Source organism: Streptomyces adelaidensis (assembly GCF_016598475.1).
In the GTDB taxonomy this organism is placed as follows: Bacteria; Actinomycetota; Actinomycetes; order Streptomycetales; family Streptomycetaceae; genus Streptomyces; species Streptomyces adelaidensis.
On sequence record NZ_JAEMUX010000002.1, the window covers coordinates 48,750 to 66,091 of the forward strand.

At 70.3% G+C, this 17,342-nt stretch carries 11 protein-coding genes; 9 read left to right on the top strand and 2 right to left on the bottom strand.

Features of this window, described 5'->3' with window-relative positions:
• The first annotated feature begins 15 nt into the window (after positions 1-15).
• From nuoL to recQ, 4 genes are all read left to right on the top strand, one after another.
• Positions 16-1,962, top strand: coding sequence for an NADH-quinone oxidoreductase subunit L (gene nuoL, locus I8N67_RS01160; RefSeq protein WP_200300651.1), 1,947 nt, complete (start codon positions 16-18; stop codon positions 1,960-1,962).
• A gap of 5 nt (positions 1,963-1,967) precedes the next feature.
• The gene (locus I8N67_RS01165; RefSeq protein WP_200300652.1) at positions 1,968-3,539 is read left to right on the top strand and encodes an NADH-quinone oxidoreductase subunit M; all 1,572 of its coding nucleotides are present in this window, start codon (positions 1,968-1,970) and stop codon (positions 3,537-3,539) included.
• The gene (gene nuoN, locus I8N67_RS01170) at positions 3,536-5,185 is read left to right on the top strand and encodes an NADH-quinone oxidoreductase subunit NuoN (RefSeq protein WP_200300653.1); all 1,650 of its coding nucleotides are present in this window, start codon (positions 3,536-3,538) and stop codon (positions 5,183-5,185) included. Before I8N67_RS01165 ends, nuoN begins: the two co-directional genes overlap by 4 nt.
• A 286-nt stretch (positions 5,186-5,471) precedes the next feature.
• Positions 5,472-7,577, top strand: coding sequence for a DNA helicase RecQ (gene recQ, locus I8N67_RS01175; RefSeq protein WP_372443607.1), 2,106 nt, complete (start codon positions 5,472-5,474; stop codon positions 7,575-7,577).
• Positions 7,578-7,873: 296 nt separating this feature from the next.
• Here recQ and fahA read toward each other — a convergent pair whose 3' ends face one another.
• Positions 7,874-9,118: a fumarylacetoacetase gene (gene fahA / locus I8N67_RS01180; protein ID WP_200300654.1), complete on the bottom strand. Its 1,245-nt coding sequence runs from the start codon at positions 9,116-9,118 to the stop codon at positions 7,874-7,876.
• Between the two features lie 194 nt (positions 9,119-9,312).
• Between fahA and I8N67_RS01185 the strand changes: the two genes are divergently transcribed.
• The 3 genes from I8N67_RS01185 to I8N67_RS01195 all read left to right on the top strand — a co-directional run bounded on the left by I8N67_RS01185 (position 9,313) and on the right by I8N67_RS01195 (position 12,851).
• A complete protein-coding gene (locus tag I8N67_RS01185; RefSeq protein WP_372443602.1) occupies positions 9,313-10,590 on the top strand; it encodes a carboxylate--amine ligase in 1,278 nt (425 codons plus the stop codon).
• 59 nt (positions 10,591-10,649) lie between these two features.
• Entirely contained in the window at positions 10,650-11,852 is a 1,203-nt protein-coding gene (locus I8N67_RS01190; protein WP_200300656.1) for an NAD(P)-binding domain-containing protein, read from the top strand.
• Positions 11,853-12,026: 174 nt separating this feature from the next.
• Entirely contained in the window at positions 12,027-12,851 is an 825-nt protein-coding gene (locus tag I8N67_RS01195; RefSeq protein WP_200300657.1) for an HAD family hydrolase, read from the top strand.
• On the opposite strand, the gene I8N67_RS01200 is transcribed toward I8N67_RS01195, so the two are convergent.
• The gene (locus I8N67_RS01200; protein WP_200300658.1) at positions 12,848-13,621 is read right to left on the bottom strand and encodes a transglycosylase SLT domain-containing protein; all 774 of its coding nucleotides are present in this window, start codon (positions 13,619-13,621) and stop codon (positions 12,848-12,850) included. The genes I8N67_RS01195 and I8N67_RS01200 overlap by 4 nt on opposite strands.
• 970 nt (positions 13,622-14,591) lie before the next feature.
• On the opposite strand from I8N67_RS01200, the gene I8N67_RS01205 reads away from it, so the two are divergent.
• Complete coding sequence (locus I8N67_RS01205; RefSeq protein ID WP_200300659.1) at positions 14,592-15,602, top strand: polyprenyl synthetase family protein; 1,011 nt, start codon at positions 14,592-14,594, stop codon at positions 15,600-15,602.
• Positions 15,603-15,952: 350 nt separating this feature from the next.
• Complete coding sequence (locus I8N67_RS01210; protein ID WP_200300660.1) at positions 15,953-17,281, top strand: LolA family protein; 1,329 nt, start codon at positions 15,953-15,955, stop codon at positions 17,279-17,281.
• Positions 17,282-17,342: the final 61 nt, after the last annotated feature.

The following is a 17,342-nucleotide window of genomic DNA, read 5'->3' on the forward strand; positions in this document are numbered from 1 at the left end:
GGGGTCGGAAGAATCGTGGAGAACCTGATTGCGCTGCTGGTGGCGGCGCCCCTGCTCGGAGCGGCGGTCCTGCTGTGCGGCGGCCGGCGCCTCGACGCCGTCGGCCACCTCATCGGCACGGCCCTCGCCGCCGCCTCCTTCGTCATCGGCGTCGTCCTCTTCGCCGACATGGTCGGCAAGGACGCCGAACACCGCGAGATGGGCCAGCACCTGTTCAGCTGGATCCCCGTCGAGGGCTTCCAGGCGGACGTCGCCTTCCAGCTCGACCAGCTGTCGATGACGTTCGTCCTGCTGATCACCGGAGTCGGCTCGCTCATCCACGTGTACTCGATCGGGTACATGGAGCACGACGAGCGCCGACGCCGCTTCTTCGGCTATCTGAACCTGTTCCTCGCGGCAATGCTGCTGCTCGTCCTCGCCGACAACTACCTGCTGCTGTACGTCGGCTGGGAGGGCGTCGGCCTCGCCTCGTACCTGCTGATCGGCTTCTGGCAGCACAAGCCCAGCGCCGCCACCGCCGCGAAGAAGGCCTTCCTGGTCAACCGCGTCGGCGACGTGGGCCTGTCCATCGCCATCATGCTGATGTTCACCACCTTCGGGACTTTCGCCTTCGGGCCGGTCCTGGAGGCCACCGGTGAGACCGGCGAGGGCAAGCTGACCGCCATCGCGCTGATGCTGCTGCTGGCCGCCTGCGGCAAGTCCGCCCAGGTGCCGCTGCAGTCCTGGCTCGGGGACGCGATGGAGGGCCCGACCCCCGTCTCGGCCCTCATCCACGCCGCGACCATGGTGACCGCCGGCGTCTACCTGATCGTCCGCTCCGCCGACATCTTCAACGGCTCCCCGGACGCGCAGCTCGTCACCACCGTGGTCGGCGCGGTCACGCTTCTCTTCGGTGCGATCGTCGGTTGCGCGAAGGACGACATCAAGAAGGCCCTCGCCGGATCGACGATGTCGCAGATCGGCTACATGGTGCTGGCCGCCGGCCTCGGCCCCATCGGCTACGTCTTCGCGATCATGCACCTGGTGACGCACGGCTTCTTCAAGGCCGGCCTGTTCCTCGGCGCCGGCTCGGTCATGCACGGCATGAACGACGAGGTCGACATGCGCAAGTACGGCGGCCTGCGCAAGTACATGCCGGTCACCTTCGTCACCTTCGGCCTCGGTTACCTCGCCATCATCGGCTTCCCCGGTCTGTCCGGCTTCTTCTCCAAGGACAAGATCATCGAGGCGGCCTTCGCCAAGGGCGGCACCGAGGGCTGGATCCTCGGCAGCGTGGCCCTGCTGGGCGCGGCCATCACCGCGTACTACATGACGCGCGTGATGCTGATGACGTTCTTCGGAGAGGAACGCTGGCGCAGCCGGCCCACCGCCTCCCCGGCGGAGCCGAGCGTGGAGCCCGCCGCCGAGCACCACGGCGAGCACGCGGAACCGCACCCGCACGAGTCGCCCAGGGTCATGACGATCCCCATGATCGTGCTGGCCGTCGGATCGGTCTTCGGCGGCGCGTACTTCAGCCTCGGCGACCGGTTCATCCACTGGCTGGAGCCTGTCACCGAGCACGCGCACGGCCACCCGCCGATCAGCGCGCTGACGGTCACCGCCGCCACGGTCGCCGTGATGGTCATCGGCGTCGGCCTCGCCTGGCTCCAGTACGGGCGGGGGCCCGTCCCCGTCGCCGCCCCGCGCGGATCGCTGCTCACCCGGGCCGCCCGGCGCGACCTGCTCCAGGACGACTTCAACCACGTCGTCCTCGTCCGCGGCGGAGAGCACCTCACGCGCTCCCTCGTGTACGTCGACCACACCCTGGTCGACGGTGTCGTCAACGGCACGGCGGCCACCATGGGTGGCCTCTCCGGGAGGCTGCGCCGCGTCCAGAACGGCTATGCCCGCTCGTACGCGGTCTCGATGTTCGGCGGCGCTGCGATCCTCATCGCCGTGACCCTGCTGATGAGGGCGGTCTGATACCGATGTCCTTTCCTCTGCTGACAGCGACGGCGGTGCTCCCGGCCCTCGGGGCGATCGCCACGGCCGCGGTACCGGCCGCGCGGCGCAACGCGGCCAAGTGGCTGGCCCTGGGCGTCTCGCTGGCCACGCTCGTGCTCGCCGTGATCGTCCTGGTCCGCTTCGACCCGGACGGCGACCGCTACCAACTCACCGAGTCCCACGCCTGGATCGCGGACTTCGGGGTGAGGTACGAACTGGGCGTGGACGGCATCGGGGTGGCGCTCGTCGCGCTCACCGCCCTGCTGATCCCGTTCATCATCCTCGCGGGCTGGCACGACGCCGACCCGCTGGAGACCGGCAACACAAGGTGGCGGCCGACGCAGGGCTTCTTCGCCCTGATCCTGGCCGTCGAGGCGATGGTGATCATCTCCTTCGAGGCCACCGACGTCTTCCTCTTCTACATCTTCTTCGAAGCCATGCTCATCCCGATGTACTTCCTCATCGGCGGCTTCGGGGACCGTGCCCACGAGCACGGCGAGGAGACGGCGTCCACCCAACGGTCGTACGCCGCCGTGAAGTTCCTCCTCTACAACCTGGTCGGCGGCCTGATCATGCTGGCCGCGGTGATCGGCCTGTACGTGGTCGCCGGGAACTTCTCGCTCCAGGAGATCGCCGAGGCCCGCGCCAACGGCTCACTGGAGATGGCGACCAGCACCGAACGCTGGCTGTTCCTCGGCTTCTTCTTCGCCTTCGCCGTGAAGGCGCCCCTGTGGCCGCTGCACACCTGGCTGCCCAACGCCATGGGCGAGGCCACCACCCCGGTCGCCGTACTGATCACGGCGGTCGTCGACAAGGTCGGCACCTTCGCGATGCTCCGCTTCTGCCTCCAGCTGTTCCCGGAGGCCAGCAAGTGGGCGACGCCCGCGATCCTCGTCCTGGCGCTCATCAGCATCATCTACGGGGCGCTGCTCGCCGTCGGCCAGCGGGACATCAAACGGCTGGTCGCGTACGCGTCGATCTCGCACTTCGGGTTCATCATCATGGGCATCTTCGCGATGACCAGCCAGGGCCAGTCCGGCGCGACGCTCTACATGGTCAACCACGGCATCTCGACGGCCGCCCTGATGCTGGTCGCCGGCTTCCTGATCTCGCGGCGCGGGTCCCGGCTCATCGCCGACTACGGAGGCGTCCAGAAGGTCGCGCCGGTGCTCGCCGGCACCTTCCTGATCGGCGGCCTCGCCACCCTGTCTCTGCCCGGCCTCGCCCCGTTCGTCAGCGAGTTCCTGGTCCTGGTCGGCACGTTCGCGCGCTACCCGGTGATCGGGATCATCGCCACCGTCGGCATCGTCCTCGCCGCGCTCTACGTCCTCGTCCTCTACCAGCGGACGATGACGGGCCCGGTCAAGGCCGAGGTCGAGGGAATGCCCGACCTCAGGGCGCGGGAACTCGTGGTGGTCGCCCCCCTGATCGTCCTGCTGATCTTCCTGGGCGTCTTCCCGAAGCCGCTCACCGACATCGTCGACCCGGCGGTCGAGCACACCATGTCCGACGTCCAGAAGAAGGACCCCCAGCCCGAGGTGGAGGCGGCCAAGTGAGCGCATCAGCCGTCCACAGCCTGTGGACAACCGCGGCCGACCCGATCACCAAGATCGACGCGCCGAAGATCGAATACGGGCAATTGTCGCCCACACTGATCGTCATCGGAGCGGCGATCATCGGGGTGCTGGTCGAGGCCTTCGTGCCACGCAAGTCCCGCTACTACACCCAGATGTTCGTCTCCGTCGTGGCACTCGCCGCCGCCTTCGCCGCGGTCGTCGCACTCGCGGCGGGCGGCTACGGCACGACGAAGGCCGGCATCGCCGCGATGGGCGCGATCGCCGTCGACGGACCGGCCCTATTCCTGCAGGGCACGATCCTCCTCGCCGGCGTCCTCGGCGTCTTCACCTTCGCCGAGCGCCGCCTCGACCCCGAGGCGCACGGCAACCGGGTCGACTCCTTCGCCGCACAGGCCGCCTCCGTGCCCGGCAGCGACAGCGAGAAAGCCGCCGTGAAAGCAGGGTTCACCACCACCGAGGTGTTCCCGCTGCTGCTCTTCGCCATCGGCGGCATGCTGGTCTTCCCGGCCGCCAACGACCTGCTGACCCTCTTCATCGCCCTGGAAGTCTTCTCGCTCCCGCTCTACCTGCTGTGCGCCGTGGCCCGCCGCAAGCGGCTCATGTCACAGGAGGCCGCGGTCAAGTACTTCCTCCTCGGCGCCTTCGCCTCCGCCTTCACCCTCTTCGGCATCGCCCTGTTGTACGGGTACGCGGGCTCCGTGAAGTACGCGACGATCGCCCAGGTCGTCGACGGCACCATCGGCGACATCAACCCCGCCCTCGCCGGCACGATGGGCAACGACGTACTGCTGCTCATCGGCGCCGCCATGGTCATCATGGGCCTGCTGTTCAAGGTGGGCGCGGTGCCCTTCCACATGTGGACACCGGACGTGTACCAGGGCGCGCCCACGCCGGTCACGGGCTTCATGGCGGCAGCGACCAAGGTGGCCGCCTTCGGCGCGCTGCTCAGGCTCCTCTACGTCGTCCTGCCCGGCCTGCGCTGGGACTGGCGGCCGGTCATGTGGGCCGTCGCCGTCGTCACCATGCTGGGCGGCGCGATCGTCGCCATCACCCAGACCGACATCAAGCGACTGCTCGCCTACTCGTCGATCGCGCACGCCGGCTTCATCCTCGCCGGTGTCATCGCGGCCTCGCCCGACGGCGTCTCGTCCGTGCTGTTCTACCTGGGCGCCTACTCGTTCGTGACCATCGGCGCCTTCGCCGTGGTGACCCTCGTGCGGGACGCGGGTGGCGAGGCCACCCATCTGTCCAAGTGGGCCGGGCTCGGCCGCAGATCACCGCTGGTGGCGGCCGTGTTCGCGGTCTTCCTGCTGGCCTTCGCGGGCATCCCGCTGACCTCCGGATTCGCCGGGAAGTTCGCCGTGTTCAAGGCGGCTGCGGAAGGCGGTGCGGGCGGGATCGTCGTGGTCGGTGTGATCTCCTCGGCCATCGCCGCGTTCTTCTACATCCGCGTCATCGTGCTCATGTTCTTCAGCGAGCCGCGCCCGGAGGGGCCGACGGTCGCCGTGCCGTCACCGCTGACCATGACCGCGATCGGGGTCGGGGTGGCCGTCACGCTGGTGCTCGGTGTCGCGCCGCAGTACTTCCTGGATCTGGCGGGGCAGGCGGGGGTGTTCGTGCGGTAGAGCTCCGCTGGGTTGCGCGGTTGTGCGGCGGGGTCCGGCCTCCTTCGGGAGGCGGGGCCCCGCCGTTGTGTGCCGGTGTCGAGCTGGGGCTCGGTGGGTCGGCCTGGGGGCGTCAGGCGGGGTCGTCCATGGGGCTGAACGTGGGCGAGGCGCGCTCCGAAGGGTGGAGCCTGTGGATAACTCTGAGGCTGTCGGTGCGGGCGCCTATCGTGGCAGGGGCTGGAGGAAGCACGGCGGCGCGGAACACGGGGGACAGACGATGACCGGGACGACCGGTACATACGGGATGGGCGGAACGAGTGTGATGGCGGACGAGGGCATGACGGCGGGGCCGGGAGCGGGCGGGACGGCTCCGGGGCCGGGCGGGGCCATGGGCGCCGGGCGCCCTGCGGAGAGCGAGGCGCTGGCCGTACTCCACCGGGTCTTCGGCTACGACGCCTTCCGGGGTGAGCAGGAAGCGGTCATCGACCATGTGGTCGCGGGCGGCGACGCCGTCGTGCTCATGCCGACCGGCGGCGGCAAGTCACTCTGCTACCAGATCCCGTCCCTGGTCAGACCCGGTACGGGCATTGTGGTCTCCCCCCTGATCGCGCTGATGCAGGACCAGGTGGACGCGCTGCGGGCCCTGGGCGTGCGCGCCGGGTTCGTCAACTCCACGCAGGACTTCGACGAGCGGCGCGTGGTCGAGGCCGAGTTCCTCGCCGGGGAACTGGACCTGCTGTACCTCGCGCCGGAGCGGCTGCGGCTCGACACCACGCTGGATCTGCTGGGGCGCGGCAAGATCTCGGTGTTCGCGATCGACGAGGCGCACTGCGTGTCCCAGTGGGGACACGACTTCCGGCCCGACTACCTGTCCCTGTCGCTGCTGGGCCGGCGCTGGCCCGACGTACCGCGCATCGCGCTCACGGCCACCGCCACCCACGCCACGCACCGCGAGATCACCGAGCGGCTGGCCATGCCGGGGGCCCGGCACTTCGAGGCCAGCTTCGACCGGCCCAACATCCAGTACCGGGTCGTCCCCAAGGCCGACCCGAAGAAGCAGCTGCTGTCCTTCCTGCGCCAGGAGCACCCCGGCGACGCGGGCATCGTGTACTGCCTGTCCCGCAACTCCGTCGAGCGGACGGCGGAGTTCCTGAGCAAGAACGGCGTCGAGGCGGTGCCGTACCACGCGGGGCTCGACGCGGGCACCCGCGCGGCACACCAGTCGCGGTTCCTGCGGGAGGAAGGGCTCGTGGTCGTCGCGACCATCGCCTTCGGCATGGGCATCGACAAGCCCGACGTACGGTTCGTCGCGCACCTGGACCTGCCGAAGTCGGTCGAGGGCTACTACCAGGAGACCGGCCGCGCCGGCCGTGACGGGCTGCCCTCCACGGCATGGATGGCGTACGGCCTGAACGACGTCATACAGCAGCGGAAGATGATCCAGGGCAGCGAGGGCGACGAGGCGTTCCGCCGCCGGGCCGCCGCCCACCTCGACGCGATGCTGGCGCTCTGCGAGACCGCCCAGTGCCGGCGCGGCCAGCTGCTCCAGTACTTCGGCCAGGAACCGCAGGCCGACGGCTGCGGCAACTGCGACACCTGCCTCGTACCGCCGGAGACCTGGGACGGCACCGTCGCAGCGCAGAAGGTCCTCTCCGCGGTCGTGCGGCTGCAGCGGGAGCGCGGGCAGAAGTTCGGCGCCGTGCAGATCGTCGACATCCTGCTGGGGCGGCGGACCGCCAAGGTCATTCAGTTCGACCACGACCAGCTCTCCGTCTTCGGCATCGGCGAGGAGATGGCCGAGGGCGAATGGCGGGGCGTCGTACGGCAGCTGCTCGCCCAGGGGCTCCTCGCCGTCGAGGGCGAGTACGGCACGCTCGTGCTCACCGAGGAGAGCGGGACGGTACTGCGGCGGGAGCGGGACGTACCGCTGCGCAAGGGGCCCAAGAAGCCGGTGACCTCGCGGTCGGCTTCGGGCGGCTCCGGTTCCTCCGGATCGGGTTCCTCCGGCTCCGGCCGGGGTGAGCGCAAGGCCAAGGCCGCCGCGGTCGAACTGCCGGCGGAGCTGCTGCCCGTCTTCGAGGCGCTGCGTGCCTGGCGCGCCGAGCAGGCACGTGAGCAGGGGGTCCCAGCGTACGTGATCTTCCACGACGCCACGCTTCGTGAGATCACGGCGATGGGGCCCACGTCCGTCGCCGAGCTCGGCACCATCAGCGGAATCGGGGAGAAGAAGCTGGCGACGTACGGGGAGGGGGTGCTGGGGGTGCTGGCTGGGGCTCCGTCCGGCAGCGCGTCGGCCTCCGGCTCCGGCGGGGCGAGGGGGGCGGCGCGTGAGGCCGGCGCCTCGAATGCGGACGGTGGGATCGACTGGCCGGACGATGAGGCGGAGCCCGAGCCGGAGGACTGGACGTAGGAGACGTGTGATGGGTGCCCCCGGCGGTTGGGGTGCCTTTGGGGCCGTGGGTGGGTGGGTGCGTGCGGTTCGGTGGGTGCGTCGGGGGCGCGCCGGGGGGGGTCCGTCCTCGGTCTGGCGCGGAATGGGTCGCCTGAGAAGTTCAGCCTGTTGACGCGCCGGCCGCTGCGGGCGGACACCCCCAGGTACGCCCCCTTCTCGCCGTGTGTCGCCGGCCCGCCGTACGTGGCTCTCGCCGTACGCGGCCGGGCCCGCCGTCGGGGTGGATCCTCTGGTCGTACGTTTCCCTCCGCGTCCTAGTCCCTCGGTACGACCCTGCCCGTTACCTCGCCCAGGCCTACCCGTGTCCCGTTCGGGCCCGGGGCCCAGGCCGTGATGGTCACCTCGTCGTCGTCTTCCAGGAAGGTGCGTTTGCCGGTGGGGAGGTCTAGGGGGTCTTGGGCGTTCCAGGTGAGTTCCAGGAGGGAGCCGCGTTGGTGGGGGGTGGGGCCGCTCACTGTGCCGGAGCCGTAGAGGTCGCCGGTGCGGAGGGAGGCGCCGTTGGCGGTGAGGTGGGCGAGTTGCTGGGCGGCGGTCCAGTACATGGTGGAGAAGGGGGGCTCCGAGATGACGTGGCCGTTGACGGTGACGGTGAGGTGGAGGTCGTAGCCGCCGGGGTCGATGTCGGGGGCGGAGTCGTCCAGGTAGGGGAGGAGGGGGTGGGTGCGCTCGGGTGGGGAGACGCGGGCCTCGTCCAGGGCGTCCAGGGGGGTGATCCAGGCCGAGACGGAGGTGGCGAAGGACTTGCCGAGGAAGGGGCCGAGGGGGACGTACTCCCAGGCCTGGAGGTCGCGGGCGGACCAGTCGTTGAGGAGGCAGAGGCCGAAGACGTGGTCGCGGAAGTCGCCGAGTTCCACCGGGTGGCCCATGTCGGAGGGGACGCCGACCACGAAGCCGACCTCCGCCTCGATGTCCAGGCGGGTGGAGGGGCCGAAGACGGGTGCCGGGTCGGTGGGTGCTTTGCGCTGGCCGGCGGGGCGTACCACCTCGGTGCCGGAGACGACAACCGTGCCGGATCGGCCGTGGTAACCGATGGGCAGGTGCTTCCAGTTGGGGGTCAGAGGGTCCGGGGAGTCGGGGCGGAAGATCTTGCCCACGTTCCGGGCGTGGTTCTCCGAGGCGTAGAAGTCCACGTAGTCCGCCACCTCGAAGGGGAGATGGAGGGTCACTGCGGAGAGCGGGTGGAAGTGGGGGGCGATCGTCTCGCGGTGGGACGGGACCGTCAGCCAGGCCGTGAGGGCGCGGCGGATGTCCGACCACGTGGTGCGGCCCGCCGCCAGCAGGGGGTTGAGGGTGGGGTGGGCGAGGAGCGTGGCGTACGGGGAGCCGAGAGCGAGGGCGGCTCCGGCCGCGTCCAGCACGTGGTCGCCCAGGCGGACGCCCACCGTGCGGGCGGTCGAGCCGGCGGGGGAGAAGACGCCGTAGGGGAGGTTGTGCGGCCCGAAGGGGTGGCCCTCGGGGACATCGAAGGGATCGCCTTCGGGGACATCGAAGGGGGGCATCGGGTGCTGCCTCGCTCTCGTGTGATCCGTCGTACCTCTGGTCGCGGCACACGTTACGTGGCGTTGCGAAGATCGGGGAGTGTCTAAAGAGTTCGCAATGTCCTGATAGGGGAGGGTCGGAAGGAGGGGTTCCGGCTTAGCTTCCTGTGGGGGACGCGGACGGGGTGGGTCCGGGTCCGGTAGGGGGGGGACACGTGGGGGGACCCGTGGCCAGGGGTGCTCGGAATGCGCCGGTACAGGCGGACCGCAGCGTCCCGGGACTCGTCGTGAAGTTCGGTGACTATCCGCTGCACCATGGCGGGGTCGGCGCTATCCGCAGCCTGGGGCGGCTCGGTGTGCCGATGTACGCGATCACGGAGGACCGTTGCACACCGGCCGCCGTCTCGCGCTACCTGCGGCGGGCCTTCGTCTGGCCGACCACCGGCACGGAGGAGCCGGAGTGGCTGGTGGAGCGGCTGCTGCGCATCGGCCGGGAGATCGGGCGGCCCACCGTCCTCATTCCGACCGATGAGGAGGCGGCGGTACTCATCGCCGAGCACCAGGAGGAGTTGGCGGCGCGGTTCTTCTTTCCCCGGGTCGACGGCAAGCTGCCGCGGCGGCTCGCCAGCAAGCAGGGGCTCCACGAGCTGTGCGTGGAGTACGGGATCGCCAGTCCCGCCAGCGCCTTTCCACAGTCGTACGAGGAGGTCGAGCGGTTCGCGGAACGGGCCCGCTTTCCCGTCGTGGCCAAGAACCGGGAAGCCTTCGAGCGGCGGCGGCAGCCGGCCGTCAACGGGACGACACGGATCGCCGACCGGGCGGGGCTGCTCCGGCTGGCCCGCGGCTGGGGCGAACGGCCCGGGGTGATCCTTCAGGAGTACCTGCCCCGGGAGGACGCCGAGGACTGGATCGTGCACGCGTACTTCGACGCCGACTCGACCCCCCTCGCGCTGTTCACGGGGGTCAAGGTGCGGTCGTGGCCGCCGCACGCGGGGATGACGGCGAACGCCTACGTCGTCGACAACCCGGAGCTCGCGGACATCGCCGCGCGCTTCATCAAACAGATCGGGTTCAGCGGCGTCATCGATCTCGATCTGCGGTTCGACCGGCGGGACGGGCAGTACAAGCTGCTCGACTTCAACCCGCGGATGGGCGCGCAGTTCCGGCTCTTCGAGAACGAGGCCGGGATCGACGTCGTACGCGCCATGCATCTCGATCTGACCGGGCGTCCGGTGCCGGAGGGGGAACAGCTCGCCGGGCGGCGGTACATCGTGGAGAACATCGATCTGCCGGCTCTGCTCGCCTACCGGCGCAGCGGCTACACCACCCCGCACGCGCCGGCTCGCGCGAGCGGTACGGAGCTGGCGTGGCTCGCGGGTGACGACCCGCTGCCGTTCGTCACGATGCTGGCGCGCTTCGTGCGGCCGGGGGCCAAGCACCTCTATCAGCTGTGGCGGACCAACCGTCTCGGCAACACTCCGGTGCGCCCCTAGGCGGGCGCCCGGGCAGTGAGTACACGAGGTAGGCACATCGCGTCCTGGGGAGGGACTTCGTGATTCAACCGGTGGCAGTCATCGGTGCCGGGCCGTTCGGCCTGTCGACCGCCGCGCATCTGCGGGCGCATGGCATTCCGGTCCGGGTCTTCGGCGAACCCATGGTGAGCTGGCGGGACAACATGCCCGCCGGGATGATCCTGAAATCGACCCCGGCGGCGTCCAGCATGGACGCCCCGCAGCGCGGTCACACCCTGCTCGACTACTGCGACGTGGCCGGCATCCGGCGGCTGGTGACCGACGAGGACATCATCCCCGTGGAGACGTTCATCTCGTACGGGGAGTGGTTCCAGCAGCGGCTCGTGCCCGAGCTGGAGCGGGTGCGGGTGGTGTCCGTGGACCGGAGCAAGGGGGGCGGCTTCGAACTGAAGCTGGACTCGGGGGAGTTGTTCGCGGCCCGGGCCGTCGTCGTGGCGAGCGGGCTGTTCGGGCTGGCGCATCTGCCGGCCGAGCTGGCCGGCGCGGCCGTCGACGGACCCACCCCCACGGGGCCCGTCTCGCACAGCTCACAGCATCCGGACCTCAGCCGGTTCAAGGACAAGGAACTGATCGTCGTGGGCGCGGGGCAGTCCGCCCTGGAGACGGCGGTGCTGGCGGCCGAGGCCGGCGCGCGGGTGCGTGTGGTGGCGCGCGGCCGGGGCTCGGTGGCCTTCGGCGCGCCCCCGTGGAAGCAGTCCCGGCTGCGCCCCGAGTCGCCGTTCGGCCGGGCCTGGTCGCTGTACGCGCTCAGCTACTACCCGCAGCCGTACCGGTATCTGCCCGCCGCCACCCGGCACTTCCTGGTCCGCCGGGTGCTCGGGCCGCTCGGCGCGTGGTGGCTGCGGGAGCGGTTCGAGGGGCGGGTTGAGGTGCGGGAGGTGGCGCGGGTCGCGCGGGCCGCCGTCGTCGACGGGCGTCCGCTCCTGGCTCTCCAAGGCCACGAGGGGCGTAGGGAGGAGGTGGCCGCCGACCATGTCATCGCGGCGACCGGCTACCGCGTCGACCTCGGTGCCATGGGGTTCCTCGGGCATGAACTCCGCACGGAACTCAGCGTGAGCCGGGGGGCGCCGGTGCTCGGCGCGGGGTTCCGGTCCTCGATACCGGGGCTGTACTTCACGGGGTTGCCCGCGGCGGCGTCGTACGGGCCGGTGATGCGGTTCGTGTGCGGGACGGAGTTCGCCTCGCCTCGGCTGGCTCGGCATCTGGCGGGGGCGCATGGGTGAGCGGGGCCGGGATGAGCTCGGTCGGGGCGCCGCACTGGGCGGTGACCCCATGCCCGGCTGAACTGCCGTTCGGGAAAGGGATGTTGACATAGGGGTGCGGTGTCGCGGTCGGGATGCCGGACGTCGTCCGGTTCGCGTCGAACCGATGGGGCGCCGCATCCGTATTCTCTGATCATGGCCGCTCCCACCGCATATTCACTCATCGCCACTGACCTGGACGGAACGCTCCTGCGCAGTGACGACACGCTCTCCGACCGGTCCCTCGCCGCCCTGGCGCGGGCCGCGGAGGCCGGTGCTCAGCATCTCGTGGTGACGGGACGGCCGGCGCCGAGAGTGCGCCCGCTGCTCGAAGACCTCGGCAGCAGGGGGCTCGCGGTGTGCGGGCAGGGCGCGCAGTTGTACGACCACGGCGCGGACCGGCTGCTCTGGTCCGTCACCCTCGACCGGGAGCTGGCCGAGACCGCGCTCGGCAAGATCGAGGCGGAGGTCGGACAGCTGTACGCGGCCGTCGACCAGGACGGGGTCCACGGCCTCACCCTGATCGAGCCCGGCTACCTCATGCCGCACCCCACGCTGCCCGCCGTACGCGTGCCGCGCCGGGACGACCTGTGGTGCGAACCCATCAGCAAGGTGCTGCTGCGCCACCCCTGTCTGTCCGACGACGAGTTGGCCTCGGCGGCGCGCATGGCGGTCGGTTCGCTGGCGACGGTCACCATGTCGGGGCCCGGCACCGTCGAACTCCAGCCATGCGGCATCACCAAGGCGACGGGCCTCGCCCTGGCCGCCGAGCATCTCGGACTGACCGCGGACGAGACCATCGCCTTCGGTGACATGCCCAACGACATCCCCATGTTCGACTGGGCCGCGCACGGGGTCGCCATGGCCAACGCCCACCCCGAGCTCAAGGCCGTCGCCGACGAGGTGACCCTCTCGAACGAGGAGGACGGGATCGCGGTGGTGCTGGACCGGCTGTTCGCCCAGGGAGGCAGGGGGTTTTAGTAGGCCCCGAACACGTTGTCGATGGAGCCGTACCTCGCGGCGGCGTAGTTGCACGCCGCCGTGATGTTGGCGACCGGGTCGTACGGGTCGTACGGGGTGCCGGACACGTGGTACGCGGCGAACGTGGGGTCGATGACCTGGAGGAGGCCCTTCGACGGGGTGCCCGCGGCGGCGTTGGAGTCCCAGTTGTTGATGGCCTGCGGGTTGCCCGACGACTCGCGCATGATGTTGCGGTGGATCCCGTCGTACGACCCCGGGATTCCCTTCTGCGCCATGATGTCCAGCGACTCGCGGATCCAGCCGTCGAGGTCGTTCGTGTACGTCTTGAGCGCTGCCTGCGTGGTCGTGGACGCCTCGGACGTGGTGGTGGAGGCCGTGGAGGTCGTGGAAGCCTTGGCGGGCTTGGCCGACTTCGTCGACCTGACCTTCAGCTTCAGGCCCGGGTGGATCAGCCGCGGATCGTCGCCGACGGCCGCGCGGTTGTCCTGGTAGAGCCGCTGCCAGCCGCCGCTCGTGCCGTGCTTCCGCGCGATCGACGAGAGGGTGTCACCGGAGACCACGGTGTACGTCAGGGACTTGGGCCCCGTGACGGTCGGCGCGGACTGCGGGGCCGACTGTACGGAGGTGACGGCCTGGGCCGGTGTGGCGGCGTGCGCGGTCGTGGCGACCATGAGCGGCAGGGCGAGTGCGGCCCCGCCCGTTCCGGCGGCGACGACCCCACGGGTCAACGGGTTGTTTCTGGGGCGGCGGTGCTTGCCTCGTGCGGGCATGACGAATTCCTCTCCGGCGCCTGCGAGGTGAGCTGTCGGGTTCGGGCGGGAGATGCCCGGCCATGCGTGTGCCGTCCGGCGGTCGCGTTGCGTGCCGCGTCCGCCGGGCGTGCTGTGCGTGCTGTGCGTGGCTTCACCCCGAGCCGGTACAGACCGGCGACTTACCTGGGTCCCCCGCTCCTGCCGTGCGTGGATGAGTGGTGATGGGTGGGGAGTCCGGGCGGTGGCAGGATTCGGCGGTCCGTCCGGACGGGGTGTGAACGTATGCGAGAGCACACGACAGGAACAAGCCCCGGCTTCACGGGCCGGTGCAGTTGACCTTGACTTTGATGAGATCGCGCCCCGGTTTTGGATCTGGAAGGCGGCTCAACTTGCCTACCGCAAAGGGGAAGTGTGCGGGGGTGAGTGGGGTGTCGCGCAGGGTGCGCGTGACCCAACTCACGGGAGGAGTCGGGTGAAGTGCAGGGTAAGCCGCAATTCGGTCAACTTGGGTTATGGGGTGATGCGGTGAGAGGAGTGATGGAGGGTGCGACAGGGGTGCGTATGGTGCATCTAGTGAATATTTGGGGCGAAACGGGCGAGGGTGCGGGAAGGGCTCTCGCGGGGATTCCGGACGGCGGTCCCGATGGGTTGCGGAGGGTTTCGGGAGGGATGCCCGATGGATTCCGGTCGGCCGTGGAGCGCGCGGGCGTCTCCGGGGGAGGGGCGGGTACCCGGGGCCGGGTGTCGGGTACCCGGGCGGCACGCGCGTCGGTGGATATCGGTACCTATGAGTTGATCAAGAATATGGCGAGCCCGATCCCGTGCCACCTGGGCCGAAGCCGTGGGCGCTCGTGGTGATCGAAAGGTGACCGGATACGCTGACTCGGGTGATGGCAGCGACAGATCGACAAACTTTGTCATCGACCGTGAGACCGACCTAGCCCGACCGTGTGACCGTCAGCAGACGTCAGCAGACAGGAGACCCCTCGTGACCGTCGTCGAGCCGTTTGGGCTGAGCGCGCGGGACCAGGCTCTCGAAGCCGATGTCCAGGCCGGAATGGCGGCCGTCGAAGAGGGTCTGCTGGAGGCCACCAAGAGCGAGGTCCCCTTCATCCAGGAGGCCGCCCAGCATCTGCTGCGGGCGGGCGGCAAGCGGTTCCGGCCGCTGCTCGTGATGCTCGCCGCGCAGTTCGGTGACCCGTACGCGCCGGGGGTCGTCCCCTCGGCCGTGGTGGTCGAGCTGACGCATCTCGCCACGCTGTACCACGACGACGTGATGGACGAGGCCGAGGTGCGCAGGGGCGTGCCGAGCGCCAACGCCCGCTGGGACAACTCCCTGGCCGTCCTCACCGGTGACTTCCTCTTCGCCCGCGCCTCGCACGTCCTCGCCGACCTCGGCCCCGACGCCGTACGCATCCAGGCGGAGGCCTTCGAGCGGCTGGTCACCGGGCAGATCCTGGAGACCGCCGGGCCGCGCGACGGGCGCGACCCGATCGACCACTACCTCGACGTGCTGGGCGGCAAGACCGGCTCGCTGGTCGCGGTCGCCGGGCGGCTCGGCGCGCTGATGGCGGGCGCCGACGAGACCGTGGTCGATGTGCTGACCCAGTACGGGGAGCGGCTCGGCGTCGCCTTCCAGCTCGCGGACGACGTCCTCGACATCGCCTCCGACACGCACGAGTCCGGCAAGACGCCGGGCACGGATCTGCGCGAGGGCGTGCCCACGATGCCGGTGCTGCGGCTGCGCGAGCGGGCGGGGCGGCTGGAGCTGCCGGACGACATCGCGCTCTGCGAGCTGCTCGAATCCGACCTCACCGACGACGCCCGCCACGCCGAGACCCTGGCCCGGCTCCGGGTCCACCCCGCCCTGGAGCAGGCCCGCCGCGACACGATCCGCTACGCGGAGGAGGCGCGGGCCGTACTGGCGCCGCTGCCGGAGTGCGACGCGAAGGCGGCGCTGGTCGAGCTGTGCGACGCGGTTGTGCACCGGGCTGGTTGAGCGGCCGGGTCAGGCACCCGGCGGTGGTGTGCCCCTCTGGGGCTGCGCCCCCAGACCCCCCTTGTAGGCCTTCGGCCTCGTCCTCAAACGCCGGACGGGCTGAAATCGCCGTCGGCGGCGCCTCCTCCGACGCCCCGACGACCTGACGACCCGACGACCCCACGACCCCTACGGGTTCGGGGAAGTGCCACCTCGCCATGTCATCCCGTAGCAGTACGTCGAGTTGAGCCCCGAGTCTGACGACGCTCGCCGGCACATTTGGTCAGATGGGTATCACCACTCCTCACCGATTCGGGTGAGAATGGCGGCTCTAGGTAGACGCCGCCGCCGACGACGGAGGTAAGGCACACATGGCACCGTACGAAACCGACGACAGCGCCCGGTCCGGTGACGCGGCCGCGCTCGCGGCCGAGGTCGAGGAGGTGCGCTCGGCTCGACGACGCAAGGCCGCGAGGTACATCGTTCCGGCCACCGTGCTGGGCGTGGCCGCCGCGACCATCGGGCTCGTCCCGGCCTTCGCCGGCTCCGGTGACCCCGATCTGCCGAAGATCAGCGCGCAGGAACTCATCGAGAAGATCGCCGAATCGGACGTACAGCAGGTGTCCGGCACGGTGAAGATCACCACGGATCTGGGCCTGCCCGACCTGGGCGGTCTGGCGGACGGCCTGATGTCGCAGGGGGCCTCCGGGGGCGACGGCGGCTCGGCCGCGGACCCCTCCGCCAAGCTCCTCGAACTCGCCACCGGCACACACACGTTGCGGATCGCCGCCGACGGCCCCGACAAGCAGAAGCTGTCGCTGCTGGACGACGCCGCCGAGTACAGCGTCATCCACAACGGCGACGACATGTGGGCGTACGACAGCGCCTCGAACGAGGTGTACCACGCGGACGGGGCCGGCGAGGGCAAGGACCAGAAGGCCGGCAAGGGCGAGGACGCGCCCGAGGACGCGCCCGCCACGCCTCAGGAGTTCGCCGAGGAGGCCCTGAAGGCCGTCGACGACACCACGTCCGTGACCGTCGACGGGACCGCGCAGGTCGCCGGGCGGGACGCGTACAAGCTGGTGATCGAGCCGAAGCAGTCCGGTTCGACGGTCGGGGCGATCTCGATCGCCGTCGACGCGAAGACGGGGCTGCCGCTGAAGTTCACGCTCACCCCGGCGAGCGGCGGCGCGGCCGTCGTGGACGTGGGCTTCACCCAGGTCGACTTCGGCAAGCCGAGCGCGTCGACGTTCGACTTCACACCGCCGAAGGGCGCGAAGGTCACCGAGGCCGACGAGATGGAGGAGTCCGGGCACCACGACTCCAAGTCCAAGTTCGAGGACTTCGACAAGGACGCGGCCTCCAAGGACGCCAAGGGCTCCCGGGACTCCAAGGGCTCCGAGGAGGAGTTCGCGAGCGGGCTCGACGGGCTGAAGACCATCGGCAAGGGCTGGAGCACCATCGCCGAGTTCGACAACGGCTCCGAGGGCGGCCTGCCCACCGGCGGCTCCGACACCACCGGCGACTCGCGTGTCGACGGGTTCCTGAACTCCCTCGGCGACCAGGTCAGCGGTGACTTCGGCTCCGGTACGGTCTTCAAGACCCGGCTGATCAACGTCCTCTTCACCGAGGACGGCAAGGTGTACGCGGGTGCCGTGACCAAGGACGCGCTGGTGAAGGCGGCCAACGCGGCGAAGTAGCGACGCCTGACCGTGGGCCGGGACGGCGAGGCAGCCGTCCCGGCCCACCGGCCGTACCCGA

Excerpts from the sequence above, each read along its gene's own strand:
- I8N67_RS01165 (WP_200300652.1), top strand. The coding sequence starts at position 1,968 with ATGTCCTTTCCTCTGCTGACAGCGACGGCGGTGCTCCCGGCCCTCGGG.
- recQ (WP_372443607.1), top strand. The coding sequence starts at position 5,472 with ATGGGCGGAACGAGTGTGATGGCGGACGAGGGCATGACGGCGGGGCCG.
- fahA (WP_200300654.1), bottom strand. The coding sequence starts at position 9,118 with ATGCCCCCCTTCGATGTCCCCGAAGGCGATCCCTTCGATGTCCCCGAG.
- I8N67_RS01195 (WP_200300657.1), top strand. The coding sequence starts at position 12,027 with ATGGCCGCTCCCACCGCATATTCACTCATCGCCACTGACCTGGACGGA.
- I8N67_RS01200 (WP_200300658.1), bottom strand. The coding sequence starts at position 13,621 with ATGCCCGCACGAGGCAAGCACCGCCGCCCCAGAAACAACCCGTTGACC.
- I8N67_RS01210 (WP_200300660.1), top strand. The coding sequence starts at position 15,953 with ATGGCACCGTACGAAACCGACGACAGCGCCCGGTCCGGTGACGCGGCC.